General features: G+C 70.5%; 20 protein-coding genes and 1 tRNA gene. 14 read left to right on the top strand and 7 right to left on the bottom strand.

The window, feature by feature from the left end; translation table 11 throughout:
- The first annotated feature begins 56 nt into the window (after positions 1–56).
- Together DX116_RS16935 and DX116_RS16930 are read left to right on the top strand one after the other, a co-directional pair.
- The gene (locus tag DX116_RS16935) at positions 57–929 is read left to right on the top strand and encodes a LysR family transcriptional regulator ArgP (RefSeq protein ID WP_199716110.1); all 873 of its coding nucleotides are present in this window, start codon (positions 57–59) and stop codon (positions 927–929) included.
- A gap of 72 nt (positions 930–1,001) precedes the next feature.
- A complete protein-coding gene (locus DX116_RS16930) occupies positions 1,002–1,814 on the top strand; it encodes a mycofactocin-coupled SDR family oxidoreductase (RefSeq protein ID WP_119705362.1) in 813 nt (270 codons plus the stop codon).
- A gap of 14 nt (positions 1,815–1,828) precedes the next feature.
- On the opposite strand, the gene ykgO is transcribed toward DX116_RS16930, so the two are convergent.
- Genes ykgO through DX116_RS16910 form a run of 4 tightly spaced genes read right to left on the bottom strand, consistent with a single transcriptional unit; the run spans position 1,829 to position 3,497 of the window.
- Entirely contained in the window at positions 1,829–1,951 is a 123-nt protein-coding gene (ykgO, locus tag DX116_RS16925) for a type B 50S ribosomal protein L36 (RefSeq protein ID WP_119705361.1), read from the bottom strand.
- Complete coding sequence (gene rpmF / locus DX116_RS16920; protein WP_119705360.1) at positions 1,948–2,136, bottom strand: 50S ribosomal protein L32; 189 nt, start codon at positions 2,134–2,136, stop codon at positions 1,948–1,950. Before rpmF ends, ykgO begins: the two co-directional genes overlap by 4 nt.
- A 39-nt stretch (positions 2,137–2,175) precedes the next feature.
- On the bottom strand, positions 2,176–3,252 hold the full coding sequence (locus DX116_RS16915; protein ID WP_119705359.1) for a GTP-binding protein: 1,077 nt from the start codon (positions 3,250–3,252) through the stop codon (positions 2,176–2,178).
- On the bottom strand, positions 3,249–3,497 hold the full coding sequence (locus DX116_RS16910) for a type B 50S ribosomal protein L31 (protein ID WP_119705358.1): 249 nt from the start codon (positions 3,495–3,497) through the stop codon (positions 3,249–3,251). Before DX116_RS16910 ends, DX116_RS16915 begins: the two co-directional genes overlap by 4 nt.
- A 68-nt stretch (positions 3,498–3,565) precedes the next feature.
- On the opposite strand from DX116_RS16910, the gene rpmB reads away from it, so the two are divergent.
- The 3 genes from rpmB to rpsN are packed head-to-tail and all read left to right on the top strand — an operon-like array spanning position 3,566 to position 4,277.
- Positions 3,566–3,802 carry a 50S ribosomal protein L28 gene (gene rpmB, locus DX116_RS16905; RefSeq protein WP_119705357.1) on the top strand — a complete coding sequence of 79 codons (237 nt, stop codon included), beginning with the start codon at positions 3,566–3,568 and terminating at the stop codon, positions 3,800–3,802.
- Positions 3,802–3,972 (top strand): 50S ribosomal protein L33, encoded by a 171-nt coding sequence (gene rpmG / locus DX116_RS16900; protein WP_119705356.1) that lies wholly within the window; start codon positions 3,802–3,804, stop codon positions 3,970–3,972. Before rpmB ends, rpmG begins: the two co-directional genes overlap by 1 nt.
- Positions 3,972–4,277, top strand: coding sequence for a 30S ribosomal protein S14 (gene rpsN, locus DX116_RS16895; RefSeq protein ID WP_119705355.1), 306 nt, complete (start codon positions 3,972–3,974; stop codon positions 4,275–4,277). Before rpmG ends, rpsN begins: the two co-directional genes overlap by 1 nt.
- 75 nt (positions 4,278–4,352) lie before the next feature.
- Here the strand turns inward: rpsN and DX116_RS16890 are convergent.
- Positions 4,353–4,429, bottom strand: a tRNA-Arg gene (locus tag DX116_RS16890).
- Positions 4,430–4,499: 70 nt separating this feature from the next.
- Between DX116_RS16890 and DX116_RS16885 the strand changes: the two genes are divergently transcribed.
- The 5 genes from DX116_RS16885 (at position 4,500) to DX116_RS16865 (ending at position 11,390) form a co-directional block, all read left to right on the top strand.
- Entirely contained in the window at positions 4,500–5,687 is a 1,188-nt protein-coding gene (locus tag DX116_RS16885) for a PrsW family intramembrane metalloprotease (RefSeq protein ID WP_158592021.1), read from the top strand.
- Between the two features lie 102 nt (positions 5,688–5,789).
- On the top strand, positions 5,790–7,502 hold the full coding sequence (locus tag DX116_RS16880; RefSeq protein ID WP_158592020.1) for a dynamin family protein: 1,713 nt from the start codon (positions 5,790–5,792) through the stop codon (positions 7,500–7,502).
- Positions 7,499–9,148: a GTPase gene (locus DX116_RS16875; RefSeq protein WP_119705353.1), complete on the top strand. Its 1,650-nt coding sequence runs from the start codon at positions 7,499–7,501 to the stop codon at positions 9,146–9,148. The genes DX116_RS16880 and DX116_RS16875 overlap by 4 nt, the downstream gene beginning before the upstream one ends.
- Positions 9,149–9,219: 71 nt before the next feature.
- The gene (gene ettA, locus DX116_RS16870) at positions 9,220–10,902 is read left to right on the top strand and encodes an energy-dependent translational throttle protein EttA (RefSeq protein ID WP_119705352.1); all 1,683 of its coding nucleotides are present in this window, start codon (positions 9,220–9,222) and stop codon (positions 10,900–10,902) included.
- Positions 10,903–10,907: 5 nt separating this feature from the next.
- Entirely contained in the window at positions 10,908–11,390 is a 483-nt protein-coding gene (locus DX116_RS16865) for a GNAT family N-acetyltransferase (protein ID WP_199716109.1), read from the top strand.
- Between the two features lie 80 nt (positions 11,391–11,470).
- Here DX116_RS16865 and DX116_RS16860 read toward each other — a convergent pair whose 3' ends face one another.
- A complete protein-coding gene (locus tag DX116_RS16860; RefSeq protein WP_199716108.1) occupies positions 11,471–11,944 on the bottom strand; it encodes a MarR family winged helix-turn-helix transcriptional regulator in 474 nt (157 codons plus the stop codon).
- Between the two features lie 99 nt (positions 11,945–12,043).
- Here DX116_RS16860 and DX116_RS16855 point away from each other — a divergent pair, with 99 nt between their 5' ends.
- Positions 12,044–12,589, top strand: a complete 546-nt coding sequence (locus DX116_RS16855) for a YceI family protein (RefSeq protein WP_119705350.1) — start codon at positions 12,044–12,046, stop codon at positions 12,587–12,589.
- An 84-nt stretch (positions 12,590–12,673) separates the two neighbouring features.
- Here DX116_RS16855 and DX116_RS16850 read toward each other — a convergent pair whose 3' ends face one another.
- Positions 12,674–13,249: a TetR/AcrR family transcriptional regulator gene (locus DX116_RS16850; RefSeq protein ID WP_119705349.1), complete on the bottom strand. Its 576-nt coding sequence runs from the start codon at positions 13,247–13,249 to the stop codon at positions 12,674–12,676.
- A gap of 103 nt (positions 13,250–13,352) precedes the next feature.
- Here DX116_RS16850 and DX116_RS16845 point away from each other — a divergent pair, with 103 nt between their 5' ends.
- Genes DX116_RS16845 through DX116_RS16835 form a run of 3 tightly spaced genes read left to right on the top strand, consistent with a single transcriptional unit; the run spans position 13,353 to position 16,543 of the window.
- A complete protein-coding gene (locus tag DX116_RS16845; protein WP_119705348.1) occupies positions 13,353–14,498 on the top strand; it encodes an acyl-CoA dehydrogenase family protein in 1,146 nt (381 codons plus the stop codon).
- A gap of 45 nt (positions 14,499–14,543) precedes the next feature.
- Entirely contained in the window at positions 14,544–15,761 is a 1,218-nt protein-coding gene (locus DX116_RS16840) for an acetyl-CoA C-acetyltransferase (protein ID WP_119705347.1), read from the top strand.
- A complete protein-coding gene (locus DX116_RS16835; RefSeq protein WP_233556856.1) occupies positions 15,761–16,543 on the top strand; it encodes an SDR family oxidoreductase in 783 nt (260 codons plus the stop codon). Before DX116_RS16840 ends, DX116_RS16835 begins: the two co-directional genes overlap by 1 nt.
- Positions 16,544–16,680: the final 137 nt, after the last annotated feature.

The raw sequence follows: 16,680 nt of genomic DNA, 5'->3' as shown, positions 1-16,680 counted from the left end.
TCGAGCCTCGGTGAAGTCCAACGAATGTTCTTGACGGCGCATTAGCATTGCTTCACATGGACCTGGCTCAGCTGGTGGCCCTCGCCGCCGTCGTCGACGAGGGCTCGTTCGATGCCGCGGCCACGTCCCTGCACGTCACGCCGTCGGCCGTCAGCCAGCGCATCAAGGCGCTGGAGCAGTCCGCGGGCCAGGTGCTGGTGCGGCGCACGAAGCCGACGGCGGTCACCGCGGCGGGGGAGTCGTACCTGCGGCTCGCGCGGCAGATCGACGTGCTCGTGCGCGACGCGGCCGCCGAGACCAGTGCCGGTCGTCCGGGTCCTGTGACGGTGCCCATCGCGGTCAGTGCCGACTCGATGGCGACGTGGGTGCTGCCGGCGCTCGCGACGGTCGGTCCGGGCGTGTGCTTCGACCTGCACCGCGACGACCAGTCGCGCACGGCCGAGCTGTTGCGCTCGGGCACCGTCATGGCGGCCATCACCTCGGTCGACGAGCCGGTGCAGGGCTGCCGCTCGACCCGCCTCGGCACGACCCGCTACCGGCCGATGGCGACGCCGGCGTTCGTGGACCGATGGTTCGCCGGCGGGGTGAGTGTCGATGCCCTCGCGGTCGCGCCGATGGTCGTGTTCGACCGACACGACGACCTGCAGGAGCGCTACCTGCGTCGCCGCACGCGGCGCCGGCTCGACCCGCCCCGGCACTACGTGCCCGCGTCGGCCGACTTCGCCGAGGCGGTGGCACTCGGTCTCGGCTGGGCCGTCCTGCCGCACGAGCAGTCGGACGAGCCCGAGCGCCTGGGCCGGCTGGTCGAGATCGACCCTGGCCAGCACGTCGACGTCGTCCTGCACTGGCAGCAGTGGACGTTGCAGACCCCGGCGCTGGAACGGGTCGCCGCCGCGATCAGGGGAGCGGCGGCCGACCACCTGCTCTAGGCCCTTCCTTTATGGCATTGCGTGCCATTATGGTGAGACGCAGGACACATCAGACAGAAGCGAGGGGTTTCCATGGCACGGCTGAGCGGCAAGGTCGCATTCATCACCGGCGCAGCGCGGGGGCAGGGGCGCGCTCATGCGATCCGGCTCGCGTCCGAGGGGGCCGACATCCTCATGCTCGACCTCGCGGGCCCGCTCCCGGGCGTCCCCTACGACTCCGCGACGCCGGACGACCTGGCCGAGACGGTGAGGCTGGTCGAGGCCACGGGCCGGCGCGTCGTGTCGACCGTCGGCGACGTGCGAGATCTCGAGAGCATGCGCGACTTCGTGACCCGCGGGGTCGAGCAGCTCGGCGGCCTGGACATCGTGGTGGCCAACGCGGGCATCTGCATCCCGGCGACGTGGGACCAGGTGACGCCACAGATCTTCAAGGACACGATGGACATCAACGTCACCGGCGTGTGGAACACCGTCATGGTGTCGGCCGACCACCTCATCGCGCGTGGGGGCGGCTCCGTCGTGCTGATCAGCTCGTACGCGGGCAAGAAGGTCCAGCCCTTCATGGTCAACTACACGACCAGCAAGCACGCCGTCACCGGCATGACGCGAGCCTTCGCCGCCGAGCTGGGCCGGCACAAGATCCGCGTGAACAGCGTCCACCCCGGCGCTGTCGACACGCCGATGGGCTCAGGCGACATGCAAGGCTCGCTGGCCCGGGCTGGCGAGTCCAACCCGGCCCTCAACGCGATGGGGACGCCGTTCCTGCCGCAGTTCGCGGCCTCGGCCGACGAGATCTCGTCCACCGTGCTGTTCCTGGCGTCCGACGACTCCAGCTTCATGACGTCCGAGCACATCAGCGTCGACGGAGGCGCGCAGTACTTCTGAGTGTCGCGGCGTCGTCAGCCCTGGCGCCCCTTCATGCGGGGGTTCTGCTTGTTGATGACGAACGTGCGGCCGCGCCGCCGGACGACCTGGGCGCCGGGCTGCTTCTTGAGCGACCTCAGGGAGTTGCGGACCTTCATGACGTGCTCCTGGTGGACGAGCTGGGATCGACGAGTCCGCGCTGGACCGCGCGGACCAGGCGACGCGGCACCCGGTGGGTGGTGCCGTCGACGGTGACGGGCACGAGGGCGACGGGGGTCGCCTTCCAGCTCGACCGGCGGTGGCGGGTGTTGCTGCGCGACGTCTTGCGCTTCGGGACGGCCATGGTTCTCCTTCAGGCAGGTGGACGAATGGGTGGACGGGGTCAGGCGGGTTGACGCGTGGGGCCCAGCCAGGGCTCGAAGCCGTCCTCGTGGCACTCCCAGATCGAGCCGCGCTCGGCGAGCTCGGCATCGGTCAGCAGGCACGCGCGGAAGGTGGCGACGAGCTCGTCGCGGCCGTCGTCGATGCCCGTGACCAGCAGCCGGGTGTGCGGCTCGGTGCTGCCGTGCTGGCAGGGTCCGACGCTCAGCTGGCCGCCGGCGCCGTCCCACTCGCAGACCTGGCCGTGGCGGGTGGGCAGCCAGAAGCAGCCGCGCGAGCGACGCGCGCCACCGCCGAGGGCCTCGAGGTTGGACATCAGCCGCTCGGGGTGGAACGGCCGGTCCGACCGCAGCTCGATGCTCCACGCGTCGCCCGCCTCGAGCAGCCCGACGTGGGCGCCGTGGCCGGGGTCGACCCAGGCCTCGGCGTCGGCGTGGGGGCGACGGCCCCCGACGATCGCGGCGGTGTCGATCGCGAGGTGGTCGATCACCTCACGGGTACCGGGACGCATCAGCATCCGCAGCACGTCGCGGTCGGTCTCGTCGATGTCGCCGACGACCACCACGGCGTCGGCGTACTCGACGAGAGCGGCCTGCACCTCGGCGACGCCGCGCGTGTCCTCGACCGACGTGTGCAGCGCGCGCTCGCGCAGCAGGTCGTCGCCCAGGACGTCGTCGCGGGCCGACGGTCCGTCGACGACGGCCAGCACCGAGGCGACGTGCAGCTTCGCCGACAGCACCTGGTCGTGCGTCAGGATCGCGCAGACCTGCTCGGCGCCCGACGCGATCGGCAGGTGGGCGATGATCGTGCCCCAGCGGCCGTCGTCGGCGAGGCGCTCGAGCGTCGGCATGATGTCCTCGCGCAGGGCGCACCCCACGCACGCGTGGTCGAGGTCGACGTGCACGTGCTCGACCACGCCGTCGACGTCGCTCACGAGACGGGTGAGGCGTTGCGCCTCGACGTCGATCGTGTGCCGCACGGTCACGGCGCGCGGGGCGTCCCACTGCAGGGCGATCATCGCGTGGGCCATCGCGTCGGCGTCGAGGCCGGCCAGCAGCACCAGGGGAGTGGTCGTCATCGGCCCGTGCCGTAGCGCCGGTTGAACTTCTCGACCCGGCCCTCGGTGTCGAGCACGCGGCCCCGGCCGGTCCAGAAGGGGTGGCTCGCGGTCGACACGTCGACGTCGACCACGGGGTAGGTCGCGCCGTCGATCTCGACCGTCTGGCCCGAGCCGGTCAGGGTCGACGACGAGACGAAGACGAGGTCGCCGGACCGGTCCCTGAACGCGACCGGGGCGTAGGTCGGGTGGATGCCCTTCTTCATGCGGTCCTCCTGTGGGTAGACTTAATGACAATGATTGTCATTCTACACCACACGGAACAGGAGCTCACATGTCACGGGTCTGCCAGGTCACGGGCGCCGAGGTGGCGTTCGGCCGCAACGTCTCGCACTCGCACCGCCGCACCAACAGGCGGTTCGACGTCAACATCCAGAAGAAGCGCTACTGGGCGCCGAGCCTGGGGCGCCACGTCACGCTGCGGCTCAGCGCGCGCGGCATCAAGACCGTCGACGTCCGCGGGATCGACGCCGTGGTCGCCGACATCCGAGCCCGAGGGGGGCGGCTCTGATGGCGTCGAGGAGCAGTGACATCAGGCCGATCGTGAAGCTGCGGTCGACCGCCGGCACGGGATTCACGTACGTCACGCGCAAGAACCGGCGCAACGATCCCGACCGCATCGTGCTGCGCAAGTTCGACCCCGTGGTGCGTCGGCACGTCGACTTCAGGGAGGAGCGCTGATGGCCAAGCGCAGCAAGATCGTGGCCAACGATCGGCGCAGGGCCACCGTCGAGCGCCTGGCCGACCGGCGTGGCGAGCTGCGGGCCGCGGCCAAGGACGTCCGCCTGCCGATGGCCGACCGGATGGCGGCAGGACGAGCGCTGGCCGCGCTGCCGAGGGACTCCTCGCCCGTGCGGGTGCGCAACCGCGACCAGGTCGACGGGCGCCCCCGCGGCTTCGTCGGCCTGGCCGGGCTCTCGCGCATCCGGTTCCGGCAGGCCGCCCACCGAGGGGAGCTGCCCGGCATCACCACGTCCAGCTGGTGACCCCTGGCCCGCGTGCGTTGCGTCATGGGAACGGTGGCGTCCGACCCTCGGTTCGCATGACGCAACCTCGCGAGGTGGCGCGCCCGGCAGGATTCGAACCTGCGACCTAGAGATTAGAAGGCTCTTGCTCTATCCAGCTGAGCTACGGGCGCCAGTGACCCCAGCGTATCGGCGTGGCTCGGCGCGGTGGCGGGGCCGCTGCCATCCCCTACGATGTGGCGGGTGACAGACGCTGCTGCCGCCTCGTACCGGCCCGCCTCGATGCTGGCCCGAGAGCCCGTCCAGCAGTCCGGGCGCACGGCCCTCGTCGTGCTGTTCGCGCTCGTCGCGATCGGAGGAGTCGTCGGCGGCGTCGTGATCTCGCTGAGCGCCGGCGACTCCGAGGGGGCCGGTCTTTCGGTCTTCTACGCCATGATCCCGCTGCCGTTCCTGTGGTTCTGCTTCTGGTGGCTCGACCGGTACGAGCCCGAGCCGCTGCGCTACAAGCTGGCCGCCTTCGTGTGGGGCGGCGTCGTCGCGGTCGCGATCGCGCTGGTCGTCGAGGTCTGGGCGCAGAAGGCCTTCGACCTCAGCGACGAGGCGACGGCCTCGTTCGTGGCACCGCTGGCCGAGGAGCCGGCCAAGTGCCTCTTCCTGCTGCTGACGTTCGTGCGGTGGCGCCGGGTGATCGACGGCGTGCTCGACGGCCTGATCTACGCCGGGATCGTCGGCATCGGCTTCGCCTTCGTCGAGAACATCGGCTACTACGCGAGCAGCTACCTGGGCTCGCCCGACATCGCCCTCGCCGGCTCGCAGGGCGCCACCACGACGTTCGTCGTCCGCGGCATCTTCAGCCCGTTCGCGCACCCGTTGTTCACGTCGGCGTTCGGCATCGCGATCGGGCTCGCCGTCACGCGCAAGAGCACGATCGCCCGCATCCTGATCGGCACCGTCGGTCTGGCGGCCAGCGTCGGCCTCCACGGTCTCTGGAACGGGTCGTTGAGCTACGGCCCGTCCGACGGCACCGGGTTTCTGCTCGCCTACCTGGTGCTGGCCTGCCTGCTGGCGGTCATCGCCGCCGTGGCCATCGTGGTGCGGGTGCGTCAGGTGCGGGTGCTCGAGCGCTCGTTGTCGTACGTCGCCGAACGCGGGTGGATCCACCCCGCCGAGATCCCGTACCTGTCGCGCTTCGGCTACCGCAAGGCCGCGCGACGCTTCGCCCGCGGCAACCACGGCAAGGACGCCGCCAAGGTCGTCACGCGGTACCAGCGGCTGGCGACCGAGATGGCGTTCCTGCACGACTCCTTGATGAGCGGTCACAGCAGGCCCCAGGGCGTCGAGCGCACCTACGCGCTGCTCGACTCGATGTACGCGCTGCGGCCCGACCTGCGACTGCCGCCGGCGCTGCACAGCACCCGCCGTCACTACTGACCCACCCGTTGCAGGTCCGGTGGACGCGAGGAGGCCTCAGGTCGACTAATCTGTGCGTACCACCCGCCCGCTGCATGTCTTCGTCGACGAGAGGAGCTCACCGTGCCCGGCGACCACGCTTCGGCCGAGCTCCTGGCGGCCATGAGCTCGCTGCTGCTCAGCGTCCGCGACGTCCCGCTCGTGCTCGACGCCGAGGGTGCGGGCCGCGCGCGCTCGATCAAGTCCGACGTCGTCGACCAGCTGTCCGACTACATCCTGCCGCGGCTGGTGCAGCTCGACGCGCCGCTGCTCGCCGTCGTCGGAGGCTCGACGGGTGCGGGCAAGTCGACGCTGGTCAACTCGATCGTGGGGGAGCGGGTCACCGAGTCCGGTGTGCTGCGCCCCACCACCCGCTCGCCGGTGCTGGTGCACCACCCCGACGACGCCGAGTGGTTCCAGCCCGACCGCATCCTGCCCGACCTGCCGCGCACGTCCGAGACCGGCAACGGCACCTACGCGCTGCGGCTCGCCTCGACCACGCGCATCCCCCAGGGGCTGGCGATCCTCGACGCCCCCGACGTCGACTCCATCGACAAGGGCAACCGCGAGCTGGCGGCGCAGCTGCTGGCCGCGGCCGATCTGTGGCTGTTCGTCACCTCGGCCGCCCGCTACGCCGACCAGGTGCCGTGGGACTACCTGCGCCAGGCCGCCGAGCGCAGCACGTCCGTCGCCGTCGTCCTCGATCGCACCAGCGACGAGGCGCTCATCGAGGTGCGGGGCCACCTGGCCCGCATGATGACGTCGCGCGGCCTGTCCGACTCGCCGTTGTTCACGGTGCCCGAGTCGGGTCTCGACACCGACGGCCTGCTGCCGCCCGAGTCCGTCGCCCCCATGGTCGGCTGGCTGCACGAGCTGGCCGCCGACCCGGTGGCCCGGCAGATGGTCGTGCACCGCACCCTCGACGGAGCCGTGCGCCACCTCGTGCTGCGCGCGCACGACGTCGCCGACGCCATGGACGCCCAGGTCGAGCTCGCCGAGACGCTGTTCGGCACGGCCGACGACGCCTATCGCGAGGCGCTCGACAGCATCACCCGGCAGACCGCCGACGGCACCTTGCTGCGCGGCGACGTGCTGGCCACCTGGCAGGAGTTCGTCGGCACCGGCGAGCTGCTCAGCTCGGTCGAGGAGAAGGTCAGCCGCATCCGCGACCGCTTCGTCGGCGGCCTGACCGGCAAGCGCACCCGCTCCACCGAGATCGTCGACGCGATCGAGACGAGCGTCCGCGTGCTGCTGGTCGAGCACGCCGAGGCGACGGCCGAGACGGTCGCGCGCACGTGGGGCACGTCGCCTGCCGGGCGCGGGCTGGTCGACGGCGCGGCGGGGCTCGACCGCGCCTCCTCCGACTTCCGCATCCGCGCCGAGCGGGCCGTGCACGACTGGCGCCAGGGCGTCATCGAGCTCGTCCGCGTCGAGGGCGCCGACAAGCGCATGACCGCCAAGTTCCTCGCGTTCGGGGTCAACGGCATCGCCGTCGCGCTCATGGTCACGATGTTGTCGCGGGCGACCGCGTCCGACGAGGCCGGCGCGGCGGCCATCGGCCGCAAGCTGCTCGACGCGATCTTCGGAGCGGCGGAGGTCGACGCTCTGGTCGCCCGCGCCCACGACGACCTCGTGACCCGGGCGGCGTCGCTGCTCGAGACCGAGGTCGCGCGATTCCACCAGCTGCTCGAGGCACCCGCTAGTCTCAGGGCCCACCAGACGGCGCTGCGCGAGGCCGCCCGCAAGGCCGAGTACTCCCGCCACGCCGACTTCCTGAACGGAGAGGTGACGTCATGACGACCTCCGCGCCGGTCACCGACGCCGTCTACGGCGGCGACCGCAACGACGTGGCCCACCGTCTCGACGGCCTGACCAGCGCAGTCGCGGCGGCCCAGGGTCGCATCGACGCCGAGATCCTGGCCCCGGCCGAGATGCTCACCGAGCGCGCCACCGAACGTCTCACCCTGTCGGGCGAGCACACGATCGTCGCGCTGGCCGGGGCGACCGGGTCGGGCAAGTCGTCGCTGTTCAACGCCCTCACCGACCTCGAGCTCGCCGGCGTCGGCGTCCGCCGTCCCACCACGTCGTGGGCGCTGGCCTGCGCGTGGGGTCCTGACGGCGCGCAGGGCCTGCTCGAGTGGATGGGCATCCCGGCGCGTCACCAGGTCTCCCGCATGAGCATGCTCGACCAGTCGTCCGAGGACACCAAGCTCGACGGCCTGGTGCTTCTCGACCTGCCCGACCACGACTCCACCGAGGTGTCGCACCACGTCGAGATGGACCGGCTCGTCACGCACGCCGACCTGCTGGTGTGGGTGCTCGACCCCCAGAAGTACGCCGACGCCGCGATCCACGACCGCTACATCCGGCCCATGGCCGCCTACAGCGACGTGACGCTGGTGGTGCTCAACCAGATCGACCGCATCCCGTTCGAGCAGCGCACCCGCGCGCTCACCGACGTCCGCCGCATCCTGGCCGACGAGGGACTTCCCGACGTCCCCGTCATCGGGGTGTCGGCCACGCGCGGCGACGGCGTCGACGAGCTCAAGCGCGAGCTGGCCGCCCGCATCCGCGCCAAGTCGTCGGCCAAGGCCCGTCTGGCGTCCGACATCGCCGCTGCGGCGGGTGTCATCGAGCAGGTGGGTGGCTCGCGCAAGGCAGCCGGTGTCACCGACGAGGCCCGACGCTCGCTCGACGAGGCACTGGTCGACTGTGCCGGCGTGCCGCAGCTGGTCGAGGCCGTCGAGGCGTCCACGCGCCGGCGCGCCGCGCACCACACGAGCTGGCCGATCGCACGGTGGGTGGGGCGTCTCGGCGCCGATCCGCTCGACGAGCTCGAGCTCGACACCGACGTGTCGCTGACCGCGATGGCCAGGTCGACCGCCCCCGAGGCAGGGCGGGTGCAGCGTGCCCGGGCCGAGCTCGCGGTGCGCGAGGTGGCCGAGCGTGCCTCCGAGGGCCTCGAGCGCCCGTGGCGCGATGCCGTGCGCGACGCGGCGAGCCCCCAGGACGCCGACGTCGTCGACGAGCTCGACACCGCCATCCGCGCCACGAGCAGCGACATCGCGCGTCCGGCGCCGTGGTGGAGGCTCGTCCACGCCGTCCAGCTGCTGGCCGTCGTGGCCGCGGTCGCGGGTCTGCTGTGGCTGGTGGCGCAGGGCATCGACGCCGCAGCGTCGTTCGGCCTGCCCGACCTCGGCTCCGTGGGTCCCGTCCCGCTCGCCGCCGTGGTCGTGGTCGGCGCGCTGCTCGGCGGCCTCGTGCTGGCCGCCGTGTCGGGCCTGGCCGCCGGTGCCGGAGCCCGCCGCAAGGCCCGCACCACCGACGAGGCGCTGCGCAGCACCATCGCGACGATCGCCGCCGACCGGGTCGTCGGTCCGGTCGAGCGCGAGCTCGGGCGCTACGAGACCTATCGCTCCGGCATCGCCGCCGCGCTCGCCTGACGGCGGCCTGCCGGCCTCTCGCACGCTGACCGCCGTGGGGTCGGTGCGGTCTGCTCGATAGTCTTGTCGGCATGGCTGAATACGTCCTCGCACTGCAGAACATCCGCAAGGCCCACGGCGACAAGGTGGTGCTCGACAACGTCACCTTGTCCTTCCTCCACGGTGCGAAGATCGGCGTCGTCGGTCCCAACGGCATGGGCAAGTCGTCGCTGCTCAAGCTCATGGCGGGGCTCGACCACCCCAACAACGGCGACATCGTCCGCGACCCCGACGCCACTGTCGGCATGCTGCAGCAGGAGCCCCCGCTCACCGAGGGCAAGACCGTCCTCGAGAACGTCGAGGAGGCCGTCGCCGAGATCAAGGGCAAGCTCGACCGCTACAACAAGATCAGCGAAGAGCTCGGCGAGCCCGACGCCGACTACGACACGCTGCTCGCCGAGATGGGCGACCTGCAGACCGATCTCGACACCCACAACGCGTGGGAGCTCGACTCGCGTCTCGACCAGGCCATGGACGCCCTGCGCTGCCCGCCCGCCGACGAGCTCGTCGACCACCTGTCGGGTGGTGAGCGTCGCCGCGTGGCGCTGTGCAAGCTGCTGCTGCAGCAGCCCGACCTGCTGCTGCTCGACGAGCCCACCAACCACCTGGACGCCGAGAGCGTGCAGTGGCTCGAGGGTCACCTCAAGAACTATCCCGGCGCGGTCCTGGCCGTGACCCACGACCGGTACTTCCTCGACAACGTCGCCGAGTGGATCGCCGAGGTCGACCGCGGCCAGATCCACGGCTACGAGGGCAACTACACGACGTACCTCGAGAGCAAGAAGGAACGCCTCAAGATCGAGGGCCAGAAGGACGCCAAGCGCGCCAAGATGCTCGAGCGCGAGCTCGACTGGGTGCGGTCCAACGCCAAGGGCCGCCAGACCAAGAGCAAGTCGCGTCTGGCGCGCTACGAGGAGCTCGCGGCCGAGGCCGAGAAGTCGCGCAAGGTCGACACCAGCGAGATCAACATCCCCGCGGGTCCGCGTCTCGGCGATGTCGTGCTGGACGCCAAGGGGCTCACCAAGGGCTACGACGGTCGGCTGCTGTGGGACGACATCAGCTTCACGCTGCCGCGCGCCGGCATCGTCGGCGTCGTCGGCCCCAACGGCGTCGGCAAGACCACGCTGTTCCGGATGATCACCGGCGAGGAAACGCCCGACTCCGGCACGCTCGAGGTCGGCAAGACCGTCAAGATCAGCTACGCCGACCAGAGCCGCGGCGAGATCGCCGGCGACAAGAACGTCTGGGAGGTCGTCTCCGAGGGGCTCGACTTCATCAAGGTGGCCAACTTCGAGATGAACAGCCGCGCGTACGTAGCGTCGTTCGGCTTCAAGGGTCCCGACCAGCAGAAGAAGGCCGGCGTGCTGTCGGGCGGTGAGCGCAACCGTCTCAACCTGGCGCTGACGCTCAAGCAGGGCGGAAACCTGCTGCTGCTCGACGAGCCCACCAACGACCTCGACGTCGAGACGTTGTCGTCGCTCGAGGACGCCCTGCTCGACTTCCCGGGCTGCGCCGTGGTCACGTCGCACGATCGCTGGTTCCTCGATCGCATCGCGACGCACATCCTCGCCTGGGAGGGCGATGACGAGAACCCGGCCAACTGGTTCTGGTTCGAGGGCAACTTCCAGTCGTACGAGGACAACAAGATCGAGCGCCTCGGCGCCGACGCCGCCCGTCCCCACCGCGTCACGCACCGCCGCCTGACCAGGGACTGAGCCTGGTGGCGGTCGACGTCGTCCGCTGGGCCGAGCGGCTTGGTGTCCCGGCGTCGCAGGTGGCGTCCCTGCTCGGGGCGTACCACCTGCAGACCGAGGCAGAGAAGGGTCTGTCCGTCGGCTCGTGGGCCGAGCTCCCCGGTCGATACCGTGCCGAGGTCGACGAGCCCTGGGCGATCTTCGGCGACGATCTGCTGCTGGCCATCCTCGCCGGCGACCCGGTCGGGTGTGTCGCGCTCGACGAGTCGGCGTCCGAGCCGCAGGTCAAGCGCCTCTGGGTCGACCCCGGGTCGCGCGGCAGCGGCGCCGGAACGGCCTTGATGGCGGGGGCGATGCGTCTCGCGTCCGATCGCGGTCACCGCTCTCTCGGCCTGTCGGTGTGGTCGTGGCGCGCGGATGCGATCGCCGTGTACCGCAGGATCGGCTTCGAGGTCGTCGACTCGTGGGAGGAGCGTGACGAGCTCGTCTGCCTCCGCGCTCGGCTGTGAGGGCGTGCGCATCGCCGTGGGCCCGCCCCACGGCGCCAGGGGCCCAGCGCTCGTGCCGATGGGATCTGGAGGCCGGAACCTCAGAAGTTCTTGCCGTGGAGGGTCTGCATGACGCGGGTCATGATGTGGCCGAGGGCCTGCAGCTCGTCGGCGTCGGCGTTGGCGATCAGGTAGTCGTGGACGCCCGTGACGTGGGTGTGGGCGGCCGACTCGAGCACGCTGAACCCGTGGTCGGTCAGCACGGCGGAGACGCCGCGGCCGTCGTCGGAGCACTGGCCCCGCATGACGATGCCCTCGCGCTCGAGCCGGGCGATGGTGTGGGTGACGCGGCTGCGCGAGTGCGAGACGGCATCGGCGAGCTCGGCCATGCGAATCGCTCGCCCCGGCGCCTCTGAGAGCCGGACGAGGATCTCGTACTCGGGCATCGAGATGCCGTGCTGCGTGCGGAGATCACGATCGAGACGGTCCATCAGCACCGTGGTGCCCCCGAGGAAGACCCGCCAGATGCGCTGCTGCTCGGCGTCGAGCCATGGGGTGTCGGTCGCTTTCTCCATGTGATCCATCCTACGTCGAGTCGGGGCTGGTTGAATCTTGAACGGCATGCTAGATTCCTGCTTGTTGAAATATCAACTATAGCCTTCCAAGGAGCAGTCATGAGCAGCACCGCAGTCACCACGGGCACCTGGGCCCTCGACCCCAGCCACACCGAGATCGGTTTCACGGTCCGCCACCTCGTCAGCAAGGTCCGCGGCAAGTTCGAGACGTTCGAGGGCACCATCACCAGTGCCGACGACGTCACCGCCTCGTCGGTCAACGTCTCGATCGACCTGGCCTCGGTCAACACCGGCACGGCCGACCGTGACGCGCACCTGCGCTCCGGCGACTTCTTCAATGCCGAGGAGAACCCCAAGATGACGTTCGTCTCGACGAGCATCGTCGAGAAGGGCGAGGGCGAGTTCGTCGTCACCGGCGACCTGACGATCAAGGGCGTCACCAAGTCGGTCGACCTCGCGACCGAGTTCCTCGGCGAGGGCGGCGACCCGTGGGGCGGCACGCGCGTCGGCCTCGAGGCCTCGACGACCATCAGCCGCAAGGAGTTCGGCATCGACTTCAACATCCCCGTCGACGGCGCCGACAAGCTCATGATCGGCGACAAGATCACGATCAACATCGTCGCCGAGGCCGTGCTCCAGGCCTGATCCACCGCGTCCGCTCGCCGGCGCGAGCGGTTCACGGGCGTCCGGTCACCCCCCCCGAGGCCGGACGCCCTTGTGCCGCTCGCGTCAGCGGGCGACGACCATGCGCACCGCCAGATCGGCGTGCAGGCTGGCGAGCTCGTCGCCCGAGCGCGACCCGCCTGGCTCGAACCATCGCACCAGGTCGACACCGAGCGACAGCAGCGAGAACGCCGTGCCCGGCACATCCGTGACGTCCAGGACGCCCTGACCGACCCCGTCGGTCAGGGCGTCCTGCATCGTCCGCTCGATGCTGCGGCGGATCGCGCCGACCTCGGCCCGGTGCTCGGGGGTGAGGGCGTGGTACTCCCACTGGACGATGCGGCCCACGCGGCTGTGGACGGCGTGCCAGAGGCTGAACTCGTAGACCATCGTGCGGATGCGCGCGACCGGCTCGTCGTGGGTCAGGGCGGCTCGGTTGATGACGTCGAGGGCGGCGCGGTGCCCCTGCAGGCTGACCGTGTAGAGCAGGCTCTCCTTCGAGTCGTGGTGGACGTAGACGGCCGCGGGGCTCATGCCGGCGCGGGACGCGATGTCGCGCGTCGTCGTCGCGGCGAAGCCCTTCTCGGCGAATGCCTCGACGGCGGCGTTGATCAGCCGTTCGCGAGCCGTGATCGTCGTCATGTCACTCCTTCGTCGGTTGACAGCATGACGGACTGCTTGCATGCTAAGCAAGCGCTTAGTGCGTGAGACGGCTGGCGGATGTTCGAGCACGAGGTGGCATGGCATGAAGCGGATGATCTTCGACGACGACCACGACGCGTTCCGCGACTCGTGCGCGGCCTTCCTGGCCAAGCACGTCACGCCGAACCTCGAGACCTACCTCGAGCAGAAGGCCCTGCCGCGCGAGTTCTGGCGCGCCGCCGGCGACGAGGGCTTCCTGGGCCTCGAGATCCCCGAGGCCTTCGGCGGTTCCGAGGCCGGTGACTTCCGCTTCAACGCGGTCTGGGCCGAAGAGCTGAGCAAGCTCAACGCCGCCCTGGCCTCGTGCGCGGCGATCCACTCCGACATCGCGGTGCCGTACATCATCGACCTCGGCACCGACGAGCAGAAGCAGCGCTGGCTCCCCGGGTGCGCCACGGGCGAGATCGTCACGGCGATCGGCATGACCGAGCCCGGCGGCGGTTCCGACCTGGCGGCCCTCAAGACCACCGCGGTCCGCGACGGCGACGCCTGGGTCGTCAACGGATCGAAGACCTTCATCACCAACGGCTTCTCCGCCGACCTGGTGCTGACGGCCGTGCGCACCTCGCCCGAGAAGGGCGCGAAGGGCATCACGCTGTTCGCCCTCGAGGCGACCGATCCAGGCTTCAGCCGCGGGCGCAAGCTCGACAAGGTCGGCCAGGCCGAGGCCGACACGTCCGAGCTGTTCTTCGAGGACGTGCGCGTCGGCGACGACCGCGTCATCGGCGAGGTCGACCGCGGCTTCATCTACATGATGGAGCGTCTGCCGCAGGAGCGGCTCTCGTGCGCGGTCTCGAACGTCGCCCACGCCAAGCAGATCCTGGCCGAGACGATCCAGTACGCCCACGACCGCCAGGCGTTCGGCCAGTCGATCGGCAGCCTGCAGCACAACAAGTTCCTGCTGGCCGAGCTGGTCACCAAGATCGAGGTCGCCGAGGCGTACGTCGACCAGGCCGTCCTGGCCCACACCCAGGGCCAGGCGACGGCGACCGACGCGGCGAAGGCCAAGTGGTGGTCGTCGGAGATCCAGAACGACGTGCTCGACCACTGCGTGCAGGTGCACGGAGGCTACGGCTTCATGAACGAGTACCGCGTCGCGCGCGCCTGGCGCGACGCCCGCGTGAGCAAGATCTGGGCCGGATCCAACGAGATCATGAAAGAGCTCATCGGCCGCGACCTCGGCTTCTGAGCCGCCCCCACGACATCGTCACGACCCCATCCGAAAGGCACGATCATGCCCGAAGCAGTCATCGTCTCCACCGCCCGTTCTCCGATCGGCCGCGCCGGCAAGGGTTCGCTCAAGGACATGCGTCCTGACGACCTGTCGGTGCAGATGCTCCAGGCCGCGCTGGCCAAGGTGCCCGGACTCGACCCGCGCGACATCACCGACCTGCACCTCGGCGTGGGTCAGCCGGCGGGGGAGTCGGGCCACAACCTGGCTCGTGTCGTGGCGGTGCTGGCCGGCATGGACCACCTCCCGGGCGTGACGGTCAACCGCTACTGCTCGTCGTCGCTGCAGACCACGCGCATGGCCTTCCACGCGATCAAGGCCGGCGAGGGCGACGTCTACATCTCGGCCGGCGTCGAGACCGTCAGCCGTTTCGGCAACGGCTTCGCCGACGTGCCCGGCTCGGAGAACCCGTTGTTCGCCGACGCCGTGGCGCGTACCGCCCAGCGCGCCGAGGGCGGAGCCGACACCTGGACCGATCCGCGCGAGGCGGGCCACCTGCCCGACCAGTACATCGCGATGGGCCAGACCGCCGAGAACGTCGCGCAGCACCTGGGCATGAGCCGCCTGGAGCAGGACGAGTTCGCGGTCCGCAGCCAGAACCTGACCGAGCAGGGCATCGCCGACGGCTTCTGGGCCAAGGACATCACGCCGGTGACCCTGCCCGACGGCACGGTGGTCAGCGCCGACGACGGTCCGCGCGCCGGCACGACGCTGGAGGGCATCAGCGGCCTCAAGCCGGTCTTCCGCCCCGACGGCACGGTCACGGCCGGCAACGCGTGCCCGCTCAACGACGGCGCCGCGTCCGTGGTGATCATGAGCGACACCAAGGCCAAGGAGCTGGGCCTGACGCCGCTGGCCCGCATCGTGTCGACCGCGGTGACGGGCCTGTCGCCCGAGATCATGGGCCTCGGCCCGGTCGAGGCGATCCCCGCCGCGCTGCGCAACGCCGGCATGGGCCTGGACGACATCGACCTGTTCGAGATCAACGAGGCCTTCGCCGTCCAGGCGTGGGGCTCGGCCAAGGTGCTGGGCATCCCGCTCGACAAGCTGAACGTCAACGGTGGCGCGATCGCCGTCGGTCACCCGTTCGGCATGACCGGTGCGCGCATCACCAGCACCCTGATCAACTCCCTGCAGCACCACGACAAGCAGTTCGGCGTCGAGTCGATGTGCGTCGGTGGCGGCATGGGCATGGCCATGGTCCTCGAGCGGCTCTCCTGATGACCGCCGCCATGCTGCCGGCCGAGGACACCGGCCGCTTCACCGGCAAGGTCGCCGTCGTGACGGGCGCGAGCCGCGGCATCGGACTGGCGATCGCCGAGCGCATCGTGGCCGACGGCGGACGCGTGTGCATCACGGCCCGCAAGGCCGATGCGCTCGCCGAGGGGGTCGAGTCGCTGGGCGGGCCCGAGCACGCGATGTTCGTCGCCGGGGCCGCCGACGACGGCGCCCACCAGGACGAGGTGATCGCCGCGACGACCGACGCGTTCGGGCCGATCGACTTCCTCGTCAACAACACGGGCATCAATCCTGCGTACGGACGCACGATCGACATCGACCTGGAGGCCGCCGACAAGATCTTCCGCGTCAACGTGGTCGCCGCGATCGCATGGGCGCAGAAGGTCTACCGCTCGTCGATGGCCGAGCGCGGGGGAGCGATCGTCAACGTCGCGTCCGTCGCGGGTCAGCGCCCGGCCCCGGGCATCGGCGTCTACGGCGCGTCCAAGGCCGCGCTGATCCACGTGACCGAGGAGCTCGCGGTCGAGCTGGGCCCCGACATCCGGGTCAACGCGGTGGCCCCGGCGGTCGTCAAGACCAACTTCGCCAAGGCGCTCTACGAGGGGCGCGAGGACGAGGTCGCCGCGCCCTACCCGCTCAAGCGCCTCGGCGTCCCGTCCGACATCGGCTCGGTCGTCGCGTTCCTGCTGTCGCAGGACGCGGCGTGGATGACGGGTCAGACGCTGACGGTCGACGGCGGCGTCCTGCTCACCGGCGGCGTCTGACCGGCTCGCCCTCCTACGCTCACCCCTTGCGCTTGTCGACAGGACCTTTCGACACGCTCAAGGGGCGGAGCAGCTCGGGGGGCGGGGTGGCCGAGGGTGGGCGACGTGACCCGGGTCTCAGCAGAAACATGAGGAAA

This window comes from Aeromicrobium endophyticum (assembly GCF_003586285.1).
Taxonomy (GTDB): domain Bacteria; phylum Actinomycetota; class Actinomycetes; order Propionibacteriales; family Nocardioidaceae; genus Aeromicrobium; species Aeromicrobium endophyticum.
Note: the sequence above shows the minus strand (reverse complement) of the source record. Positions and strands in the feature narration are given on the sequence as shown.